Raw genomic sequence first — 18495 nt, forward strand, 5'->3', positions numbered from 1 at the left:
CCTCACCCGTCCGGCGTCAGCCCATGCGGGAACGCCGGTTGTGCCCCATTCAAGCGAAGCCAGGGTGACCCTCGCTACCGACGTTGTGCGGTAGGCGCCTCCCCCGTTCGGGTGAGGCGGGTCCGCACATGCCGAGGTCAGCTCTCCAGCGCGAGCTTGTCCATCACCAGCTGCTGGGGCACCTGGAGGGGATACGCGCCGTCGAAGCAGGCGAAGCAGAAGCCCTTTCCGGACTGCTCCCCGACCGCCCGCTTGAGCCCGGCGATGCTGAGGTAGCGCAGGGTGTCGGCGCCGATCACCTCGCAGACCTCGTTCTCGTCCCGGTGGGCGGCGATCAGCTCGCCGCGCGAGGCGATGTCGATGCCCATGAAGCACGGCCACACGATCGGCGGGGAGGCCACCCGCATGTGCACCTCGAGGGCACCGGCGCGGCGCAGCTCCTCGACGATCCGCCGCGAGGTGGTGCCGCGGACGATGGAGTCGTCGACCAGCACCACCCGCTTGCCCTCGAGGACGTGCCGCATCGGGTTGAACTTGAGCCGGATGCCGGCCTCGCGCAGCCGCTGGTTGGGCTGGATGAAGGTGCGGGTGATGTACCGCGACTTGATCACGCCCTCGACGAAGGGGATCTGCGACGCCTCGGCGAAGCCGACCGCGTGGGGGGTGCCGGAGTCGGGCAGGGCCATCACGATGTCGGCCTCGACCGGCGCCTCGCGGGCCAGCTCGCGGCCCATGTTGACCCGGGCCTCGTAGAGCGACCGGCCCTGCATGACGCTGTCGGGGCGGGCGAAGTAGATGAACTCGAACGAGCACATCGCCGGCCCGCGCACCGACTTGGGGATGCGGGCGCTGCGCATCCCGTCGCCGTCGATGGTGAGGATCTCGCCGGGCTCGATCTCGCGGATGAACTCGGCGCCGACGACGTCGAGGGCGCAGGTCTCGCTGGCGACCACGTGGCCCGCGGTGCTCTCGCCATCGGCGCCGGGGAGGCGGCCGAGGCAGAGCGGGCGGATGCCCAGCGGGTCGCGGGCGGCGACCAGGCTGTCGCGGGTGATGAAGAGGAGCGAGTAGGCCCCCTCGAGGCGCGAGAGCGAGCGCCGCAGCACCACCTCGAGGCTGTCGCCGGGGGTGCGGCTGAGCAGCGCCCCGATCACCTCGCTGTCGCTGGTGGTCTGGAAGGCCGCGCCCTGCTCGACGAGGTCGTTGCGCAGCTCCGCGGTGTTGACCAGGTTGCCGTTGTGGCCGAAGGCGATGGGCCCCAGCTGGCCGTGGTCGAAGCGCATCGGCTGGGCGTTGGGCAGCCGGGTGCTGCCGGTGGTGCTGTAGCGGGTGTGCCCCAGGGAGACGTAGCCGGAGAGGTCGAGCAGGTTCTCCTGGTCGAAGACCTGTGCGACCAGACCCATCTCCTTGTGGATGCGGATGCGTTCGCCGTCGGAGACGGCGATGCCCGCGGACTCCTGGCCCCGGTGCTGGAGCGCGTACAGCCCGAAGTAGGTGAGGTTGGCGACATCCTCCCCGGGGCCGTAGACCCCGAAGACGCCGCACTCCTCGTGGAGGCGGTCGAGGGGCTCGTCACCGAGGTCGATCACAGCAGCGCCTCCTCGTGGGCGGCGCCCGCCTCGCCGAGGGGCACGTCGAGAACCGGTTCGATGCGGATCCGGCCCCCTCCGACCTCCCCCAGCCGCCGCAGCGGGACCCGATGTCGATCCATGAGTGCGCGGACTTGCACCGCGACCTCCGTGGAGTGACTGACGAGGAACCGCGACTGGCCCTCGCCGAAGAGTATAGCCGCGCCTCCGGAGCCCAAACCCGCGCCGCCGGCGGCCTCCTCGAGGGTGCATCGGGCCCCCAGACCTCCGGCCAGGCAGCACTCCGCGAGGGCGATGGCGAGGCCGCCGTCGCCGCAGTCGTGGGCGGAGGCGAGCAGTCCCGCGGCGGCGGCCTCGAGGACGGCTGCCTGCACCCGGCGCTCGAGGTCGAGGTCGAGCTCGGGAGGAGGCCCGGCCAGCTCGCCGGTGGCCAGCCGCTGGTACTCGCTGCCGCCCAGGGTCGCGGCCAGCGGCCCGACCAGGCTGATCTCGTCGCCCTCGGCGGCGAACCCCGGGGTGAGGCGCCCGGTGACGTCGGCGAGGCGGCCGATCATCCCGATCACCGGAGTGGGGTCGATCGACACCCCGCTGGTGTCGTTGTAGAGGGAGACGTTGCCGCTGACCACCGGCACCCCGAGTGCCTCGCAGGCCTCGGCGATGCCCTGGACGGCCTCGGCAAGCTGCCAGAAGATCTCCGGCTTCTCGGGGTTGCCGAAGTTCAGGCAGTTGGTCACCGCCAGCGGCTCGGCGCCGGTGGCCACCAGGTTGCGCGCCGCCTCGCACACCGCGATGGCGGCGCCGCGACGGGGGTCGAGGACGCCGTGGCGGGCGTTGCCGTCGGTGGTCAGGGCCAGGCCCAGGGAGGTGCCCCGGATCCGCAGCACCGCCGCGTCGCCCCCCGGCGCCACCACGGTGTCGTCGCCGACCTGGTGGTCGTAGCGGCGGAAGATCGGCCGCCGGCTGCCCAGGTTGGGGCTGCCGAGCAGCCGCAGCAGCGCCTCGCCGTGGGACCAGGGCGGCCCCCCGGGGAGGGGGTCGCGGGCGATCAGGGCGTCGACGCCGGCGGGGCGGCGGGCCTCCGGGTGCCGCAGCGGCACCTCGTCGACGATCATCCGCAGGGGCAGGTCGGCGACGGTCTCGCCGCCGTCCCGGATCCGCATCCGGCCGTCGTCGGTGATCGTCCCGATGACGTCGCTGCGCAGCTCCCAGCGGGCGAAGGCGGCGCGCACCGCCTCCTCCTCACCGCGGTGGACGACGATGAGCATCCGCTCCTGGGACTCGCTGAGCATCACCTCGTAGGCGGTCATCCCCCGCTCGCGCCGGGCCACCCGGGCGACGTCGAGGTCGATGCCGCAGCCGCCCCTCCAGGCGAGCTCGGCGGCGCTGCTGGTGAGGCCGGCGGCGCCGAGGTCCTGCACCGCCACCACCCGGGGGTCGCCGACCAGCTCGAGGCAGGCCTCCATCAGGCACTTCTCGAGGAACGGGTTGCCCACCTGGACCGCGGGGCGGCGCTGCTCGCTGCTCTCGTCGAGCTGGACGGAGGCGAAGGTGGCGCCATGGATGCCGTCGCGGTCGGTGTCGGCGCCGACCAGCAGCACCGGGTTGCCCGGCCCGGCGGCGGCGGCGCGCACCAGCCGGTCGTGCTCGACGACGCCGACGCACATCGCATTGACCAGGCAGTTGTGCCGGTAGGACTCGTCGAAGTACACCTCGCCGCCCACCGTGGGCACGCCCATGCAGTTGCCGTATCCGCCGATCCCCGCCACAACCCCCTCGAGGAGGTGGCGCTGGTGGGGCTCGTCGAGGGGGCCGAAGCGCAGCGAGTCGAGCAGCGCCACCGGCCGCGCGCCCATGGTGAAGATGTCCCGGAGGATGCCGCCGACCCCGGTGGCCGCGCCCTGGTAGGGCTCGATCGCGCTGGGGTGGTTGTGGGACTCGATCTTGAAGACGATGGCGAGCCCCTCGCCGATGTCGACGGCGCCGGCGTTCTCGCCGGGCCCCTGGAGCACGTTGGGACCGGTGGTCGGCAGCCGGGAGAGCAGCGGGCGGCTGGTCTTGTAGCCGCAGTGCTCGCTCCAGAGGGCGCCGATGATGCCGAGCTCGAGCGGGTTGGGGACGCGGCCGAGGGCGGTGACCGCGAGCCGGTACTCCGCCTCGGTGAGCGCCACCTCGGCGAGCAGCGCGGCGGGCGGGACCTCCACGCCGGTGCCGGTCACCCCGCGAACGCCCCCTCGCGGGCCAGCGAGGCGGCCACCGAGCGGATCAGCGCCATCCCGTCGGCGCCGCCGATCAGCTCCTCGCAGGCGCGCTCGGGATGGGGCATCATCCCGAGCACGTTGCGCCCGGGATTGAGGATGCCGGCGATGTCGCGCATCGAGCCGTTGGGCGACGCCTCGCCCACCGGGCCGCCGTCGCGGCGCACGTAGCGGAGCGCGACCCGGTCGTCCTCCTCGAGGCGGATCAGGGTCTCGGGGTCGGCGACGTAGCGGCCCTCGCCGTGGGAGACGGGGATCCGGAGGACGTCGCCGCGGCGGCAGCCGGCGGTGAAGGGCGACGCCTCGGTCTCGACCCGCAGCCAGGAGGGCTCGCAGCGGAACTCGAGCGAGGCGTTGCGCAGCAGGGCGCCGGGGAGCAGGTGGGCCTCGCAGAGGATCTGGAAGCCGTTGCAGATCCCCCACACCAGCCCGCCGCCGGCGGCGAGGTCGGCGACCGCGTCCATCAGCGGCGAGAACCGGGCGATGGCGCCGCAGCGCAGGTGGTCGCCGTAGGAGAAGCCGCCGGGGAGGATGACGCAGTCGGCGCCGCGGAGATCGGCCTCCTGATGCCAGAGCATCACCGCCTCGTGGCCGTCGAGGGAGACCGCGTGGGCGCAGTCGCGCTCCGACCAGGTCCCCGGGAAGACGGCGATGCCGAAGCGCATGCTCAGGGCGCGGTCTCCAGGGGGGCGGCGGGGGGGAGGCCCCCCGCAGGTGGGCGCGGCAGCGCCCGGTCGAGCGCGCCCAGCGACTCGATCCGCCAGTCCTCGATCACCATGTTGCAGAGCAGCCGCTCCGACATCCCGGAGACGGCGGCGCGCGCAGCCTCCTCGTCGTCGGCCTCGACCAGCAGCTCGATGAACTTGCCCACCCGCGCCGAGACGACGCCGTCGAAGCCGAGCCGGCGCAGCCCGGCGCGCACGCTCAGCCCCTGGGGGTCGTTGATCACCGGACGGAGGGTGACCACCACCTCGGCCGCGAAGGTGCTCACAGCTCCAGCCCGCAGATCCGCCGCGCCGCCTCGAGGTACTTCTCGCGGGTGACCCGCACCACCTCGGCGGGCAGCCCCGGGCCGGGGGGGCGCTTGTCCCAGTCCAGGGTCTCGAGGTGGTCGCGCACGAACTGCTTGTCGAAGGCGGGCTGGGGCTCGCCCTCGCGCCAGGTCGCGGCCTCCCAGAAGCGCGAGGAGTCCGGGGTGAAGAGCTCATCGATGAGGGTCAGCTCGCCGTCGACGAAGCCGAACTCGAACTTGGTGTCGGCGAGCAGCATCCCCGCCCGCGCGCACACCTCCGTGGCCCGGTCGAAGAGCGCAAGCGAGACCCGCTCCAGCCGCTCCGCCAGCTCGGGGCCGACGGCCTCGGCGAGCTGGGCCCGGGAGATGTTCTCGTCGTGCCCCTCGTCGTTCTTCGCCGCGGGGGTGAAGCGGGGCCGGGGCAGCCGCGCCGACTCGCCGAGCCCGGGCGGGAGCGGCTCGCCGGCGAGGGTGCCCTCGGTGCGGTACTCCTTCCATCCGGAGCCGGCGAGGTAGCCGCGCACCACGCACTCGATGTCGATGCGCTCGGCCCGGACGGTGCGCATCGAGCGCTCCCGCCAGCTGTCCCAGGGAACCTCGGCGGGCAGCGACGCGGGATCGTCGTCGCGGAGGTGGTTGGGGACGATGTCGCCGGTCTGCGCGAACCACCAGCGCGACATCTGGGTGAGCACCCGTCCCTTGTCGGGGATGGCGGTGGGCAGCACCACGTCGAAGGCGCTGAGCCGGTCGGTGGCGACCATCAGCAGGGTGCCGTCGCCGAGGTCGAAGGTGTCGCGCACCTTGCCCCGGCGGAAGACGGCGAGCCCCTCGCCGGTCGCGGTGGAGAGCACGTCGCCACGGGTCACAGCCTTCCCCCCCCAATGCCCGCCTCGACCGCCAGCTCCGGCCGGGTGGCCGCGGTGGTGTCGCCGGGTGCCTCGACCGGCAGCCCGAGCCGCCGGTAGGTGTCGTCGATGTACCGCGTGTACGCGGCGGAGTCGAACACGTCGTCGAGCCGCGCGTCGTCGAGCACGGCACCCACCTCCTCGGATCCGCGCACCAGGTCGCGGAAGGGCGCCTCGCCCTCGCGGGCGCGCAGCGCCAGCGCCTGGACGGCGCGGTAGGCGCGCTCCCGGGGCCAGCCGGCGCCGTCGATCAGCGCGGTCATCAGCCGCTGGGTGAAGACCAGCCCGCCGCCCCAGTCCATGTTCTCGGCCATCCGCCGGGCGTCGACCCGCAGGCCGGCGACCACCCGGGTGGCGAGCTGGAGCATGTAGTCCAGCACCGCGAAGGCGTCGGGGAGCACCACCCGCTCGGCGGCCGAGTGGGAGATGTCGCGCTCGTGCCAGAGGGCCACGTCCTCGAGGGCGACGAGGGCGTGGCCGCGGAGCAGCCGGGCCATCCCGCAGAGGCGTTCGCTGAGCACCGGGTTGCGCTTGTGGGGCATCGCCGACGAGCCCTTCTGACGCTGGGCGAACGGCTCCTCGGCCTCGCCGACCTCGGTCTGCTGGAGCAGCCGGACGGCGGTGGCGAGTCGCTCGATCACCGCTCCGAGGATGGCCATCGCCGACACCAGGGCGGCATGGCGGTCGCGGGCCACCACCTGGGTGCAGGCGGCGGCGACGCCGAGGCCGAGGCGGCGGCAGACGTGCTCCTCGACCTCCGGGGTGACCGAGTTGTGGGTGCCCACCGCGCCGCTGATGTTCCCCACCGCCACCTCCGCGGCGGCGGCCTGGAGGCGGAGGCGGCCGCGGCGCACCTCGTCCCAGTGGTTGGCGAGCTTGACCCCGAGGCTCAGCGGCTCGGCGTGGACGCCGTGGGTGCGCCCCGGCATCAGGGTGAGACGGTGGGCGACGGCGAGGGCGGCGAGCGCCTCCTCGAGCCTGGCGGCGTCCTCGTCGACCACCGCGGCGGCGTCGCGGAGCTGGGTGGCCAGGGCGGTGTCGACCACGTCCGAGCTGGTCAGCCCGAGGTGGAGGAAGCGGCCGGCGTCGCCGGTGGTCTCCTGCACGGCGCTGACGAAGGCGGCGAGGTCGTGGCCCTGCTCGGCCTCGAGCTCGGCGACCCGGGCGAGGTCGACGCGGGCGGTGGCCCGGAGCGCGCCGGCGGTGCCGGCCGGGATCCGCCCCGCCTGCTCCCACCCCTCGGCGGCGAGCAGCTCCACCTCCAGCCACCGCCGCAGCCGGGACTCCTCGCCGAAGATCTCGGCGATACGTGGCGGGGTGTAGCGGGGGATCACGTGACCCGATTGTACCGGGGGGCGCCCCGAGGCCCGGGCGGGGTCGGGGCCGGGGCTCGACCGCCGGCTCCGTCCGACCGGTCAGGTGGGGGTGGCGGCGGCGCGCGGCCCATATACTGTCGGCGGTCCTTCTCAGCCCCGGCGGACCCCCGCCGGAGGCGCCGTCCCGCCCACCGAGATGACGTGCTCGCCGTAACCCCGGAGCCACGCCTCCCGTTGTTCATGTACGTACGCACGGCCGCAGTCCGATGACACTGCCGAGAGCGTATGAGGACGGTCTCGTCGAGCGCGCCAAGGAGGACCCGGCGGCCTTCGGTGAGCTGTACGACCACTATTTCGGGCAGATATACCGCTTTGTCTACAGCCGAATCCGCAACCAGGAGGCCGCCGAGGACATCACCGCCGAGGTGTTCTTCAAGGCCCTCCGCGCCATCGGCCGGTACAAGCCCAGCGGCCACCCCTTCAGCGCCTGGCTCTACCAGATCTCAGTGAACGCAATCGCAGACCACTACCGCGCCAAGCGACCCGAGTCCGACCTGGACTCGGTGATCGGTGTCGCCTCCACCGAGCGATCGGTCGAGGAGGCGATCTCCGAGCGGGACGAGGCCGCCCGGGTGTGGGCCGCGATCGACTCGCTGCCCACCCACCAGCGCACCGCGCTCACCCTCAAGCTCGGTGAGGACCTCAAGCTCGCCCAGATCGGCGACATCATGGGCAAGAGCGAGGGTGCGGTGAAGCTGCTCATCCACCGGGGCATGATCGGGGTGCGCCACCGCCTCGGCGTCGTCCCTCAGGCGGAGCGGGTCTGATGGACCTCAGGCGCTGGAACGACGGCCCCGACGCCGAGCTCGAGGAGCTGGCCGGCGGCGATCTCGAGATGCTCGAGCTGAGCAGGCGCCTGCGCGCCGCCCGGCCCGAGCCGCGGGTCGACCCCGACTTCCAGCGGCGGCTCCGCGCCCAGCTGATGACCGCGGCCGAGACCCAGCTGCGACCCCGCGGCCTGGCCCGGCTGCTCCGCCCCCGGTCGAGCCTGTTCGCCTACGGTGCGGCGGGGATGGGCGGGGCGATGATCGCGGCCGCCGCGCTCGCCTACTACGCCCCCCACAGCGACCACCTCACCGTGGACGTGAGGTCGGCGATCAACGGGCAGTACTCGATCAACCCCGACAACGTCATCACCATCTCGTTCAACCACGACATGGACCGCGGGGCGGTGGAGCGGGGGCTGAAGATCCAGCCCGCGGTCGACTACTACCCGCCGACCTGGCACCACAACGAGCTGATCATCACCCCCAAGCACAAGCTGCAGCCCAACTCGGGGTACGTGGTCACGATCCCCAAGGGCGCGGCCCGGGACGTCAAGGGCGACATCGCCACCGCCGACATCCACATCACCTTCGGCACCAGCCCGGTGATCCCGACCAACCCCACCGGCAAGCCCGCGGGGCCGGTCGCGCTCGCCGCGCACGAGGCCGGCGCGGTCGCCGACGGCAGCCTCCTCGGCTTCAGCGGCGACGGCTCGCTGCTCGCCACCGCCGGCCTGGTGCCCGCCGCCGCCGCCGCCGCCGCCGCCGCCGTGGCCGCGACCCCGGCGCCCGCGCCCGCGCTGGTCCGCTACGGCGGCGACGGCCCGGTGCGCCTCGGCGACCCCGTCACCGCGGTGGCGCTCAGCCCGGCGGGCCACTCCCTGGCGACGCTCACCCCGTCGGGCGACGGGGTGCACGCGGTGGTCACGGTGTCGGACACCGACGGCAGCCACCGCTCGGTCCTCAGCAGCGTCGCCGACGCCGGCTCGCCGCTGGCCTGGGGTGGCGACGTCACCCACCCGGTGGTCCTCTTCGTCAGCGGGGGTCAGCTGACCCAGGTCGACCTGGAGCACCACCAGCGCCCGATCGCCGGCGTCCGCCTCGACCCCAGCCAGCCGGCGCTGCTCGCGCCCGACGGCCACCACCTGTACGTCGGGCCCGTGACCGGGTCCGCCACCGGGGCCCCCCCGCAGGGTTCGACCTCGCCGCCGGTGGCACCCAACCCGCTGTTCCCCGGCATCGGCATCCCCGGCGGTGCTCTGCCCCCGCCGGCGCCCGCCGGCGCCGCCGACACCCAGGCCATCCCCTACGCCACCTCCGGTCCGGGACACGTCGTCGACCTCGACGCCACCACCACCGCCGCGCCGCTGCAGCTCATCGGCCTCGCCGCCGCCGACCTGCCCGCCTTCAGCGCCGACGGCCTGCGGGTGGCCTGGATCATCGACCGCTCCGGCGCCCAGCCGGCGATCACCGTGCAGCCGCTCGACGGCAGCCCGGCGATCCACGTATCCCTGCCCCCGCCGGCCGCCGGCGACAGCCTGGTTGGTCCCGCGCTCGATCGCACCGGCGCGCGGCTCGCCTACGCGGTCCGGCACGGCGACGGCAGCGGCGACCTGCGGCTGGTCCGGGTGAGCGACGGCGGCCTGCTGGCCACCGCGACGGCCAGCCAGCCCTCCGGACTGACGTTCTCCCCCAACGGCACCGCGCTGGCGTACCTCCAGCACAGCGGGTCACAGGTCCTCGCCGAGGTCGCCAGCCTCGCCAGCGTCCCCGGCGCGCCGAGTGCGGGCACCGCGGTGCCGCTCAAGGCGGCGACGGCGATCGACGGCCTGGTGAAGGCCGAGGTGGCCGGCGACCGGCCCGCGCTCGACGGGCTGGTGGCGCCGGCGGTCGAGACCGACCTGCTCGGCCAGCTGCCCGGCGGGCTCAGCCGCGGCTACGTCATCTCCGCGACGCCGGTCTCCGGATCCGACTCGGTGACCGCCCAGATCCGGCTGCTCCGCGATCCCACCAACGACCATCCCACCGCCGCCTTCACCGATCAGAACGTGGTCCTGCGCCCCGCCGGTGCGGCCTACGTGGTGAGCCAGTCCGACATCACCCGGCCGCTCCACGACGAGCCCAGCGGCCCCCAGGTGGTGCACGTCGACACCAGCCGGATCCTTCGCCTCACCACCGTGCACATCACCTTCGACAGCGACCTCGACCCCAGCTCGGTGACCCAGTCGGTGATCAGCCTGGGCGGCGCCGCCTCCGCCGTCGCGCTGCAGACGGTCACGTACGACGCCGCCTCGCGGACCGTGAACGTCACCTTCCTCCGCCTCCGCCAGCCGCTGGACCTGACCGTCGGCATCGGCCTGCGCGACGTCAACGGCCAGGGTCTGGCGCAGGCGTTCACCACCTCGATCTCCCCGGCGCAGTAGGGGCAGGCAGGGAGGGTCGCTCGCACGACCCCCCCGCGAGCCCGGGCTCTCAGCCCTCGTCGATGGTGGTGGTGCGCCGCCGGCCGCTGACGCCCGAGCCGCCCCACGACGACCAGAACACCATCGAGAGCACGACGGCGATCACGCCGACGATGAGCAGGATGTACCCCACGGAGTGGAGGTCGACCGTCCCCGCCGTGTTCACGTTGCCGACTGCGAAGGCCAGGATCGCCCCGATGGCGACCAGAACGATGCCGACTCCGAGACCCATGAACGTACCTCCAGGTGTGAATCAGGATTCGAGATCTGCGGGCCGCCGACGGCCCCGTCCCCCTCACCGATGCCCTTTCTCGGGCATCGGTATCTTATAAGGGTATACACATACTGTCAAGTAAGGTGGTATTCCGTTACGAGGCACGCCGCCTCGACGGCGATCCGCAGGGTGCCGTCGGCCGCGGTCCAGCGGGCCAGCGCGGCCTCGAGGACGCTGCGGCGGGACGGGTCCAGCCGGGCATGGCTGCCACGCTCGGTCACCAGGGCGGTCCAGAGCTGGTCGACTCCGTCGAAGCGCACCACGTCGCGGAGCCGCTCGGCGCGGAGGGGGCCGGCCCGGGCCAGGGCGTCGACCTCGGCCGCCGTGAGCGTCCCCGCCGGTGCCGCGCCGCCCAGCACCTCGACGACGGCGGTCTCGTGGGGTGATCCCTCGGCGACCTGGACCAGCACCACCACCCGTCCGCGGCGCGGCTCGACGGCCTCGACCAGCTCGGCGAGACGCCCGGCCGGATCGACGCAGAGCTGGAGGCTGAGCAGCGATGCCGCGGCGTCGGCGGAGGGGCCGGGGACGAGCCGGCGACTCGTCTCCGGATGTGGGATGACCGTCCCGCCGGGGTCCACCGCTCGGGCCAGGCGCCGGCGGAGCAGCCCCCCGTCGGCGGAGGCGTCGACGATGCACTCGCCCGGCCGCGGTCGCAGCACCTCGACGAGCCGCTCCGCCCAGGGACGGAGCACGGTGACCGCGCCGACCGGGCCCCAGCCCACCGGCTACATGGTGACCGCGATCGCCGCGCCGATGGCCGCGATCCGGGCCCCATCGCGGAGCGCGGCGTCGAGGGTGCGCTTGCGCTCCACCCACTCGGCGGTGCGGTCGAGGAGGTGGGGGTGCTCGGGGATGAAGTGGGTGGAGAGCCTGCCGGCGACGAAGTCGGGCTCGTCGAGGAGGGCGAGGTGGAAGGGGATGTTGGTGGTGATGCCCCCGATCACGTACTCGCGCAGCGCCCGGCGCATCCGGGCGACCGCCGCGCCGCGGGTCGGCCCCCAGACGATCAGCTTGGCGATCATCGGGTCGTAGTGGGGGGAGACGGTGGAGGCGACCACCAGGGAGCTGTCCACCCGCACCCCGGGGCCGCTGGGTTCGCGGTAGACGGTGACCCGGCCGGGGGTGGGCATGAAGTCCCGGAGCGGATCCTCCGCGTTCACCCGGCACTCGATCGACCAGCCCCGGGGCGCCACGTCCTCCTGGCGGAGCTCCAGCCGCTCGCCGGCGGCGATGCGCAGCTGCTCGACCACCAGGTCGACACCCTGGACCTCCTCGGTCACCGGGTGCTCGACCTGCAGGCGGGTGTTCATCTCGAGGAAGAAGAACTCGCCCCGGCTGTAGATGAACTCCACGGTGCCGGCGTTCACGTAGCCGACGGCGCGGGCGGCGGTGACCGCGGCCTCGCCCATCCGGGCGCGCTGCTCGGGGTCGATGACCGGCGAGGGCGACTCCTCGAGCACCTTCTGGTGGCGGCGCTGGATGCTGCACTCCCGCTCGCCGAGGTGGACGGTGTTCCCGTGGGCGTCGGCGAGGACCTGGATCTCGATGTGACGCGGCTCCTCGACGTAGCGCTCGAGGAAGACGGTGGCGTCGCCGAAGGCGCGCTCGGCGGTGCTCCTCGCCGCCTCCAGCCCGGCGCGCAGCTCGGGCTCGTCACGGGCCACGCGCATGCCGATGCCACCGCCGCCGGCGCTCGCCTTGATCAGCACCGGGTAGCCGACCCGGCCGGCCGCCGCGAGCGCCTCCTCGACGTCCCCCAGCGCCCCCGAGCCGGGCACCACCGGCACCCCGGCGGCCTCCATGCGCTCGCGGGCGGGCACCTTCTCGCCCATCGCCGCCATCGCCTCGGGCGGCGGCCCCACGAAGGCGATGCCGGCCGCGGCGCAGGCCCGCGCGAAGGCCTGGTTCTCGCTGAGGAAGCCGTAGCCGGGGTGGATCGCCTGGGCGCCGGTGCGCTGCGCCGCCTCGATGATCCGGTCGATGCGCAGGTACGACTGCGACGGCGCGGCCGGGCCGATCTCGACCGCCTCGTCGGCGAGCCGCGCGAACGCGGCGCCGGCGTCGGCCTCGCTGTGCACCGCGACGCTGCGCACCCCGAGGTCGCGGCAGGCGCGGATCACCCGCAGCGCGATCTCGCCGCGGTTGGCGACGAGGACGGTGTCGAACATCACTCGACGTGGACGATGGGATCCTGGGGCGAGACCACCGTGCCCTCGGTGACGTAGACCTCGCGGACCACGCCGGCACGGGTGGCGGTGACGTCGTTCTGCATCTTCATCGCCTCGAGCACGGCGACCACGTCACCGAGGGCCACGGTGTCGCCGACGGCGACGGGGACGCGCAGGATCAGGCCCTGCATCGGCGCCAGCACCGTCCCCTCACGGATCACGGGGCGGCCGGCGCCCGCGGCGACGCCGTCGACGGCCGCGCCCCCGCCGCCGCCGCCGAAGGTGCCCGCCGGGGCGGTGACCCTCACCGTGTACTGCTCGCCGTCGACCTCGACGGTGAGCTGCCGGACCTCGTCGGGCGGCGCCGGCGGGGGCGCGGGCGCGGCCACCGACGAGGCCTCCTCGGCGGGGTTCGCCGCGCCCGGACCGGCGTTCTCGGGCTCGGGCTCGGGCTCGTCGCCGAGCAGCTCGGCCACCGCCTCGCCGCGGAGCAGCGCCGCGGTCTCCGCGGGGAAGAGGGCGTAGGCGACCAGGTCGCCGTCGTCGCGGATGGGGATCCCGTCGCGCTCGGTCTCGTGGCGCAGCAGCGGCAGCTGGGGCTCGAGCAGGTCGGCCGGCCGGCAGGTGATCGGCTCCTCGCGGCCGTTCACCACCCGCCGCACCCCGGGATCGACCGGGCCCGGAGGCTCGCCGTAGAGGCCGAGGCAGTAGTCCTTGACCTCCTGGCTGATGGTGGCGTAGCGCTCGCCGTCGCAGACGTTGTAGACCGCCTGGGTGGCGACGATCTGGGCGATCGGGGTGATCAGCGGTGGGTGACCGAGCTCGGCGCGCACCCGGGGGATCTCCAGCTGCACCTCGGCGAGCCGCCCCATCGCGTCGCGGTCGCGCAGCTCGGCATGGAGGTGGTCGACCGCCGCCGGGGGCAGCTGGGTGCGCAGCACCGAGGTGTCCAGCCGCCACGCGGCGGGGTCGGCGAGGGCCCGGTAGAGGCCCATCGACTCCTCGAGCATCCCGGTGGCGGCGGCGACGGTGTCGAGGTCGCAGGCGGTCTCCTGGGCGGTGCCGACGAGCGCGTGGATCACTCCCTCGGTGGCCGGCAGCGAGGAACCGTCGGCGAGCGGCGAGAGGGCGACATCGAGCGAGGAGGCCCCCGCCTCGGCGGCGGCGAGGTAGGTGAGCCCCGCCTGGCCGGTGAGCGCCGCGGAGTGCACGTTGACGGGGAGGCCGGTCTCCGCGATCAGCCCCCGCACCAATGCGGTCGCGGTGCCCGCGCCGAGCAGGCCGGCGGGATCGTAGATGCAGAGGGCGTCGTAGCCGAGGTCGCGGAGCCGCGCCCCCAGGGCGATGAAGCGGTCGACGTCGTGGACCGGCGACTCGGTGTACACGAGCGCCCCCTCGGCATGCCTGCGGGCGGCGTGCACCGCGGTGACGATGCGCTCGAGGTTGCGGACGTCGTTGAGCGAGTCGTAGCAGCGGAAGATGTCGATGCCGGCCTCGGCGCTCACCCGGACGAAGGCGTCGACGACGTCGTCGGCCATCTGGCGATGGCCCACCAGCGCCTGGCCGCGCACCAGCGCGAGCAGCGGCGTCGACGGGGCGGCCTCCTTCAGGGCGCGCAGACGCTCGAACGGGTCCTCGCCCAGGAAGCGGATGCAGGCCTCGAACGTGGCGCCGCCGAAGACGTCCAGGCTGGCGAAGCCGCACCGATCGAGGAGCGCGGCAACAGGGATGATGTGACGCAGGCGAAGACGGCTGAGCAGAAGGCTCTGCTGACCATGACGGAGCGCCGTCTCCACCAGTTCGAGACTGGCCATGAGCGGCGTCATTGTAGAGAGGCGGCCGGTGCAGACGCCCTGAGCCGCCTCCCCCGAATCGTCAGCCTCCTGAAAGGTTCGAGCGATACGGTGCGAAGCGGCGGATCACCCCAGGAGACCCCCCTCTGAGCACTCTCGACCTCCCCACCACGCCCCCGGGCTCGCGGCTGCGCCCAGCGCGCGAGTGGCGCACCCACCGGCGCGAGGTGCTCGCGCTGCTCGGCGTCAACGCGGTGCTGATCGTGGGCATGTGGATCCGGCACGGCGGCCTGAGCACGCTGACCAGCGCCTCGGCGGATCTCACCGCGGCGGGGGAGCTCACCGCGCTGCTGGGCACCTACGCCGCGCTCGTCCAGCTCCTGCTGATGTCGCGCAGCCCGGTGGTCGAGCAGCTGGCGGGCCCTGACCGGGTCGCCCACTGGCACCGGTGGCTGGGCTTCTCCTGCACCCTGCTGATCTGCGGCCACGTGGTGCTGACCACGGTCGGCTACGCCCTCGGCGACGGCAGCAGCGTCGCCGCCGAGGCCTGGACCCTGCTCACCACCTACCCCTGGATGCTGATGGCGGCGGCCGGGACCGTCTGCCTGCTCATGGTCGCGGTCACCTCGGTCCGGATCGCCCGCCGGCGGCTGCGCTACGAGACCTGGCACTTCGTCCATCTCTACGCCTACCTCGCCATCGCCCTCAGCCTCGGCCACGAGCTGGCGGTGGGAAACGACCTCTCCACCGACCCGGTGGCCCGCGTCTACTGGATCGGGCTGTACCTCGTGGTGGCCGGCTGCGTGCTCGCCTTCCGGGTCGGCCGCCCGCTCCGCCACGCCCTGCGCCACCGGCTGCGGATCGCCCGGGTGGTGCCGGAGGCCAGCGGCGTGGTGTCGATCTACGTCACCGGGCGCGACCTCGACCAGCTGCGGGCCCGCGCCGGCCAGTTCTTCCGCTGGCGCTTCCTCGCCGGGGACGGCTGGTGGAAGGCGCACCCCTTCTCGCTCTCGGCGGCGCCGAACGCACGCTTCCTGCGGCTCACCGTCAAGGCGGTGGGCGACGGAAGCGCCGAGGTCCAGCGCCTGGCGCCGGGCACGCGGGTGATGGCCGAGGGACCCTACGGCATCCTCACGGCGCACCGGCGGCGGCGCCCGGGGGTGCTGCTGATCGCCGGCGGCGTCGGCATCACCCCGCTGCGCGCCCTCCTCGAGGAGCTCGGCGGCCGGGGCGCGGTCACCCTGCTCTATCGCGCCAGCAGCTGGGAGGACGTCCTCTTCCGCGCCGAGATCGACGACCTGATGCGGGCCCGCCGCGGCACCGTCCACTACCTCGTGGGCCGCCGGGGCACCCCCGAGCTCGGCGACGACCCGCTCGGCGTCGGCGCGCTGCGCCGGCTGGTCCCCGACCTGCGCGAGCGCGACGTCTTCCTCTGCGGGCCCGCCGGGATGATCCGCGGGGTCCGCGAGGCCCTGGGCCAGCTCGGCGTCTCCGACGAGCAGATCCACGACGAGCGCTTCGCGCTGCTCTGAGCGAGCTGTCGATGATCATCCCCAGGCGCGCCCTCTCCGCCCTCGTGGCCACCGCCGCCGCGGTGGCGCTGCTGGCGAGCTTCCGGACGCCCGACCAGGCCACGCCGCGGACGGCGGGTGTGGCCCGGAGCACGCTGAGCGCGCCGGCCTCCACCGCCCCGCCGGCGGCGCAGGGGAGCACGCCGCCGCCGCCACCGCCGTCGGTCGCGGTCCCCACCGCGACCGCAACCCCCACCGTCGCGCCCCCGGCGAGCGCGCCGCCTCCCACCGCCTCCGCGCCCGCCGCCGCGGCCACTCCGCGCATCCCCACCCCGGCTCCGCCCCCGACCCCCCGGCCAGCGCCGCCGCCGACGCCGCGACCGCAGCCCACCGCGACCCCGGTCGCCGCCTCCGGGTTGCACGACGGCACCTGGACGGGCAGCGACGTGGTCGCCGGCGACGCCTTCCGCAGCTTCGGCGACGTCCAGGTGCAGCTGGTGATCAGCGGCGGCCGGATCACCGACGTGCGGGCGGTGCAGATGCCCACCCACGCCCGATCCGGGCAGATCAGCAGCTCTGCCGGGCCCCAGCTGCGCAGCGAGGTGCTCCAGGCGCAGAGCGCGCGGATCGACACGGTCTCGGGCGCGACCTACACCAGCCAGGCCTACGCGCAGTCGGCGCAGGCCGCACTCGACCAGGCCCGGGCCTGAACCGGAGCTCGTCATGATCGTCCCCGCACGCGCCGCCACCGCCGTCCTCGGCACCATCGCCGCGGTCGCTCTTCTCGCCAGCTTCCGGACGCCGGACACGACCGCGACCCGCGTCGCCGGCCTCCCCGCCGCACCCTCCGGTGACCCGACCCCGGCGGCGCAGCCGGCCGCCGCCGGAGCGGGCACCGCCACCGACCAGGCCGGGCCGGCGGCCTCCACCGCCACGCCGGCGCCGTCGCCCGCCGGCGGCAGCCACCTCAGGGACGGGCGCTACTCCGGCGAGGACGTGAGCATGCGATACGGCGACGTCCAGGTGCGGGTGGTCGTCTCCGGGGGCCGCATCACCGACGTCCAGGCGGTGCAGCTGCCCAGTGATCGCTCCCGCTCCGCGTACATCAGCCAGGTCGCCGGGCCGATGCTCCACGACGAGGTGCTGACGGCGCAGAGCGCCCAGATCGACACCATCTCCGGGGCGACCTACACCAGCGACGCCTACGCCCAGTCGGTCCAGGCGGCGCTCGACCAGGCCCATGCCTGAGCCGCCCACCACGGCGCGCCGGGTCCGCGTCGAGCAGGTGATGGGCACCGCCGTCGGGGTCGACCTCCGCGACCCGGGAGTGCCGGAGCCCGCCCTCGACGGGTTCTTCGGCTGGCTCCGCCAGGTCGACGCCCGCTTCAGCACCTACCGGGCCGGCAGCGAGATCAGCCGCATCGGCCGCGGCGAGCTCGCACCCGGGAGCGCCCACCCCGACGTCCGCGAGGTGCTCGAGATCTGCGAGGAGGTCCGCCGGTGCAGCGGCGGCCTCTTCGCGGCGTGGCGTCCCGACGGCGGGCTCGATCCCTCGGCGGTGGTGAAGGGCTGGTCGGTGGAGCGCGGCGCCCGCCTGCTCGAGGACGCCGGTGCGCGCAACTTCTGCATCAACGCGGGCGGCGACGTGCTGGCGCGCGGCGAGCCCGAGCCGGGACGTCGGTGGCGGGTCGGCATCCGCCACCCGGAGATCGCCGACCGGGTCGCCGCCGTCCTCGGGGTGCGCGACCTCGCCGTCGCCACCAGCGGCACCTACGAGCGCGGCGCCCACATCCTCGACCCCCGCAGCGGCCTGCCGGCGTGCGGGCTGCTGAGCCTGACCGTGGTCGGGCCCAGCCTCACCCTCGCCGACGCCTACTCGACCGCCGCCTTCGTCATGGGCCGCGACGGGGCCTCCTGGATCGCCGGGATCCCGGGCTACGAGGCGTTCGCGGTGACCGCCGAGCACCGCGCCGTGTGGACCGAGGGCTGCCGCAGCCTGCGGGTGCAAGACATGGGCACCTGACCGCGTTTCTTCTTCGACTCTTACGTGGGTGTGGCGGCGCGGGATGCCATACTCGGGATGGACGGTGTCGCGGCGTGACCGCAAGGAAGGAAGGGATGGATTTCTCCGCCAGCCGCGCCTGGGACGAGACCCCGGAGCACGGCTCTGCACCGATCGCGCTGCACAGCGTCGACCTCAGCGTGGTCGTCCCCCTCTACAAGGAGGAGGAGAACGTCGATTACGCCGTCGCCGAGCTCCTCGGGGTGCTCGACACCATGCCCCAGTCGGCCGAGGTCATCCTCGTCGACGACGGCAGCCCCGACGCCACCGGCGCGATGGCGATGGCCTGGCACGACCGCGACCCCCGGGTCCGGGTCATCC

Annotated in this window: 17 protein-coding genes; 7 read left to right on the forward strand and 10 right to left on the reverse strand. The window is 74.1% G+C overall.

From position 1 onward, the window contains the following. Nucleotides 1–137: 137 nt before the first annotated feature. The 6 genes from purF to purB are packed head-to-tail and all read right to left on the reverse strand — an operon-like array spanning nucleotide 138 to nucleotide 7095. Nucleotides 138–1589, reverse strand: coding sequence for an amidophosphoribosyltransferase (gene purF / locus VGL20_02155; protein HEY2702469.1), 1452 nt, complete (start codon nucleotides 1587–1589; stop codon nucleotides 138–140). Then, nucleotides 1586–3805 carry a phosphoribosylformylglycinamidine synthase subunit PurL gene (gene purL / locus VGL20_02160; protein ID HEY2702470.1) on the reverse strand — a complete coding sequence of 740 codons (2220 nt, stop codon included), beginning with the start codon at nucleotides 3803–3805 and terminating at the stop codon, nucleotides 1586–1588. Before purL ends, purF begins: the two co-directional genes overlap by 4 nt. Continuing rightward, nucleotides 3802–4509, reverse strand: coding sequence for a phosphoribosylformylglycinamidine synthase subunit PurQ (gene purQ / locus VGL20_02165; GenBank protein HEY2702471.1), 708 nt, complete (start codon nucleotides 4507–4509; stop codon nucleotides 3802–3804). Before purQ ends, purL begins: the two co-directional genes overlap by 4 nt. Before the next feature lie 2 nt (nucleotides 4510–4511). Continuing rightward, nucleotides 4512–4835 carry a phosphoribosylformylglycinamidine synthase subunit PurS gene (gene purS / locus VGL20_02170; GenBank protein HEY2702472.1) on the reverse strand — a complete coding sequence of 108 codons (324 nt, stop codon included), beginning with the start codon at nucleotides 4833–4835 and terminating at the stop codon, nucleotides 4512–4514. Further along, on the reverse strand, nucleotides 4832–5722 hold the full coding sequence (locus tag VGL20_02175; GenBank protein ID HEY2702473.1) for a phosphoribosylaminoimidazolesuccinocarboxamide synthase: 891 nt from the start codon (nucleotides 5720–5722) through the stop codon (nucleotides 4832–4834). Before VGL20_02175 ends, purS begins: the two co-directional genes overlap by 4 nt. Beyond that, nucleotides 5719–7095, reverse strand: a complete 1377-nt coding sequence (purB, locus tag VGL20_02180; protein HEY2702474.1) for an adenylosuccinate lyase — start codon at nucleotides 7093–7095, stop codon at nucleotides 5719–5721. The genes VGL20_02175 and purB overlap by 4 nt, the downstream gene beginning before the upstream one ends. A 248-nt stretch (nucleotides 7096–7343) precedes the next feature. On the opposite strand from purB, the gene VGL20_02185 reads away from it, so the two are divergent. After that, entirely contained in the window at nucleotides 7344–7904 is a 561-nt protein-coding gene (locus VGL20_02185; GenBank protein HEY2702475.1) for a sigma-70 family RNA polymerase sigma factor, read from the forward strand. Then, nucleotides 7904–10324: an Ig-like domain-containing protein gene (locus VGL20_02190; GenBank protein HEY2702476.1), complete on the forward strand. Its 2421-nt coding sequence runs from the start codon at nucleotides 7904–7906 to the stop codon at nucleotides 10322–10324. Before VGL20_02185 ends, VGL20_02190 begins: the two co-directional genes overlap by 1 nt. Before the next feature lie 49 nt (nucleotides 10325–10373). On the opposite strand, the gene VGL20_02195 is transcribed toward VGL20_02190, so the two are convergent. From VGL20_02195 to VGL20_02210, 4 genes are all read right to left on the reverse strand, one after another. After that, nucleotides 10374–10595, reverse strand: coding sequence for a DUF6458 family protein (locus tag VGL20_02195; protein HEY2702477.1), 222 nt, complete (start codon nucleotides 10593–10595; stop codon nucleotides 10374–10376). A 116-nt stretch (nucleotides 10596–10711) separates the two neighbouring features. Next, nucleotides 10712–11362: a hypothetical protein gene (locus VGL20_02200; GenBank protein HEY2702478.1), complete on the reverse strand. Its 651-nt coding sequence runs from the start codon at nucleotides 11360–11362 to the stop codon at nucleotides 10712–10714. A 3-nt stretch (nucleotides 11363–11365) separates the two neighbouring features. After that, a complete protein-coding gene (gene accC / locus VGL20_02205) occupies nucleotides 11366–12808 on the reverse strand; it encodes an acetyl-CoA carboxylase biotin carboxylase subunit (GenBank protein HEY2702479.1) in 1443 nt (480 codons plus the stop codon). After that, complete coding sequence (locus VGL20_02210) at nucleotides 12808–14622, reverse strand: pyruvate carboxylase subunit B (protein HEY2702480.1); 1815 nt, start codon at nucleotides 14620–14622, stop codon at nucleotides 12808–12810. Before VGL20_02210 ends, accC begins: the two co-directional genes overlap by 1 nt. A gap of 206 nt (nucleotides 14623–14828) precedes the next feature. Here VGL20_02210 and VGL20_02215 point away from each other — a divergent pair, with 206 nt between their 5' ends. The 5 genes from VGL20_02215 to VGL20_02235 form a co-directional block, all read left to right on the forward strand. Further along, entirely contained in the window at nucleotides 14829–16133 is a 1305-nt protein-coding gene (locus VGL20_02215) for a ferric reductase-like transmembrane domain-containing protein (GenBank protein ID HEY2702481.1), read from the forward strand. Between the two features lie 11 nt (nucleotides 16134–16144). Then, nucleotides 16145–16822, forward strand: coding sequence for an FMN-binding protein (locus tag VGL20_02220; protein HEY2702482.1), 678 nt, complete (start codon nucleotides 16145–16147; stop codon nucleotides 16820–16822). Nucleotides 16823–16835: 13 nt separating this feature from the next. Then, nucleotides 16836–17360 carry an FMN-binding protein gene (locus VGL20_02225; protein ID HEY2702483.1) on the forward strand — a complete coding sequence of 175 codons (525 nt, stop codon included), beginning with the start codon at nucleotides 16836–16838 and terminating at the stop codon, nucleotides 17358–17360. Beyond that, nucleotides 17353–18135 (forward strand): FAD:protein FMN transferase, encoded by a 783-nt coding sequence (locus tag VGL20_02230; protein ID HEY2702484.1) that lies wholly within the window; start codon nucleotides 17353–17355, stop codon nucleotides 18133–18135. The genes VGL20_02225 and VGL20_02230 overlap by 8 nt, the downstream gene beginning before the upstream one ends. 95 nt (nucleotides 18136–18230) lie before the next feature. Next, on the forward strand, nucleotides 18231–18495 hold a 265-nt coding region (locus tag VGL20_02235), incomplete at its 3' end, for a glycosyltransferase (GenBank protein ID HEY2702485.1).

It is taken from the genome of Candidatus Dormiibacterota bacterium (genome assembly GCA_036495095.1).
Taxonomy (GTDB): Bacteria; Chloroflexota; Dormibacteria; order Aeolococcales; family Aeolococcaceae; genus CF-96.

Excerpts from the sequence above, each read along its gene's own strand:
- purQ (HEY2702471.1), bottom strand. The coding sequence starts at position 4,509 with ATGCGCTTCGGCATCGCCGTCTTCCCGGGGACCTGGTCGGAGCGCGAC.
- VGL20_02185 (HEY2702475.1), top strand. The coding sequence starts at position 7,344 with ATGACACTGCCGAGAGCGTATGAGGACGGTCTCGTCGAGCGCGCCAAG.
- accC (HEY2702479.1), bottom strand. The coding sequence starts at position 12,808 with ATGTTCGACACCGTCCTCGTCGCCAACCGCGGCGAGATCGCGCTGCGG.
- VGL20_02225 (HEY2702483.1), top strand. The coding sequence starts at position 16,836 with ATGATCGTCCCCGCACGCGCCGCCACCGCCGTCCTCGGCACCATCGCC.
- VGL20_02220 (HEY2702482.1), top strand. The coding sequence starts at position 16,145 with ATGATCATCCCCAGGCGCGCCCTCTCCGCCCTCGTGGCCACCGCCGCC.
- VGL20_02195 (HEY2702477.1), bottom strand. The coding sequence starts at position 10,595 with ATGGGTCTCGGAGTCGGCATCGTTCTGGTCGCCATCGGGGCGATCCTG.
- VGL20_02190 (HEY2702476.1), top strand. The coding sequence starts at position 7,904 with ATGGACCTCAGGCGCTGGAACGACGGCCCCGACGCCGAGCTCGAGGAG.
- VGL20_02210 (HEY2702480.1), bottom strand. The coding sequence starts at position 14,622 with ATGGCCAGTCTCGAACTGGTGGAGACGGCGCTCCGTCATGGTCAGCAG.
- VGL20_02230 (HEY2702484.1), top strand. The coding sequence starts at position 17,353 with ATGCCTGAGCCGCCCACCACGGCGCGCCGGGTCCGCGTCGAGCAGGTG.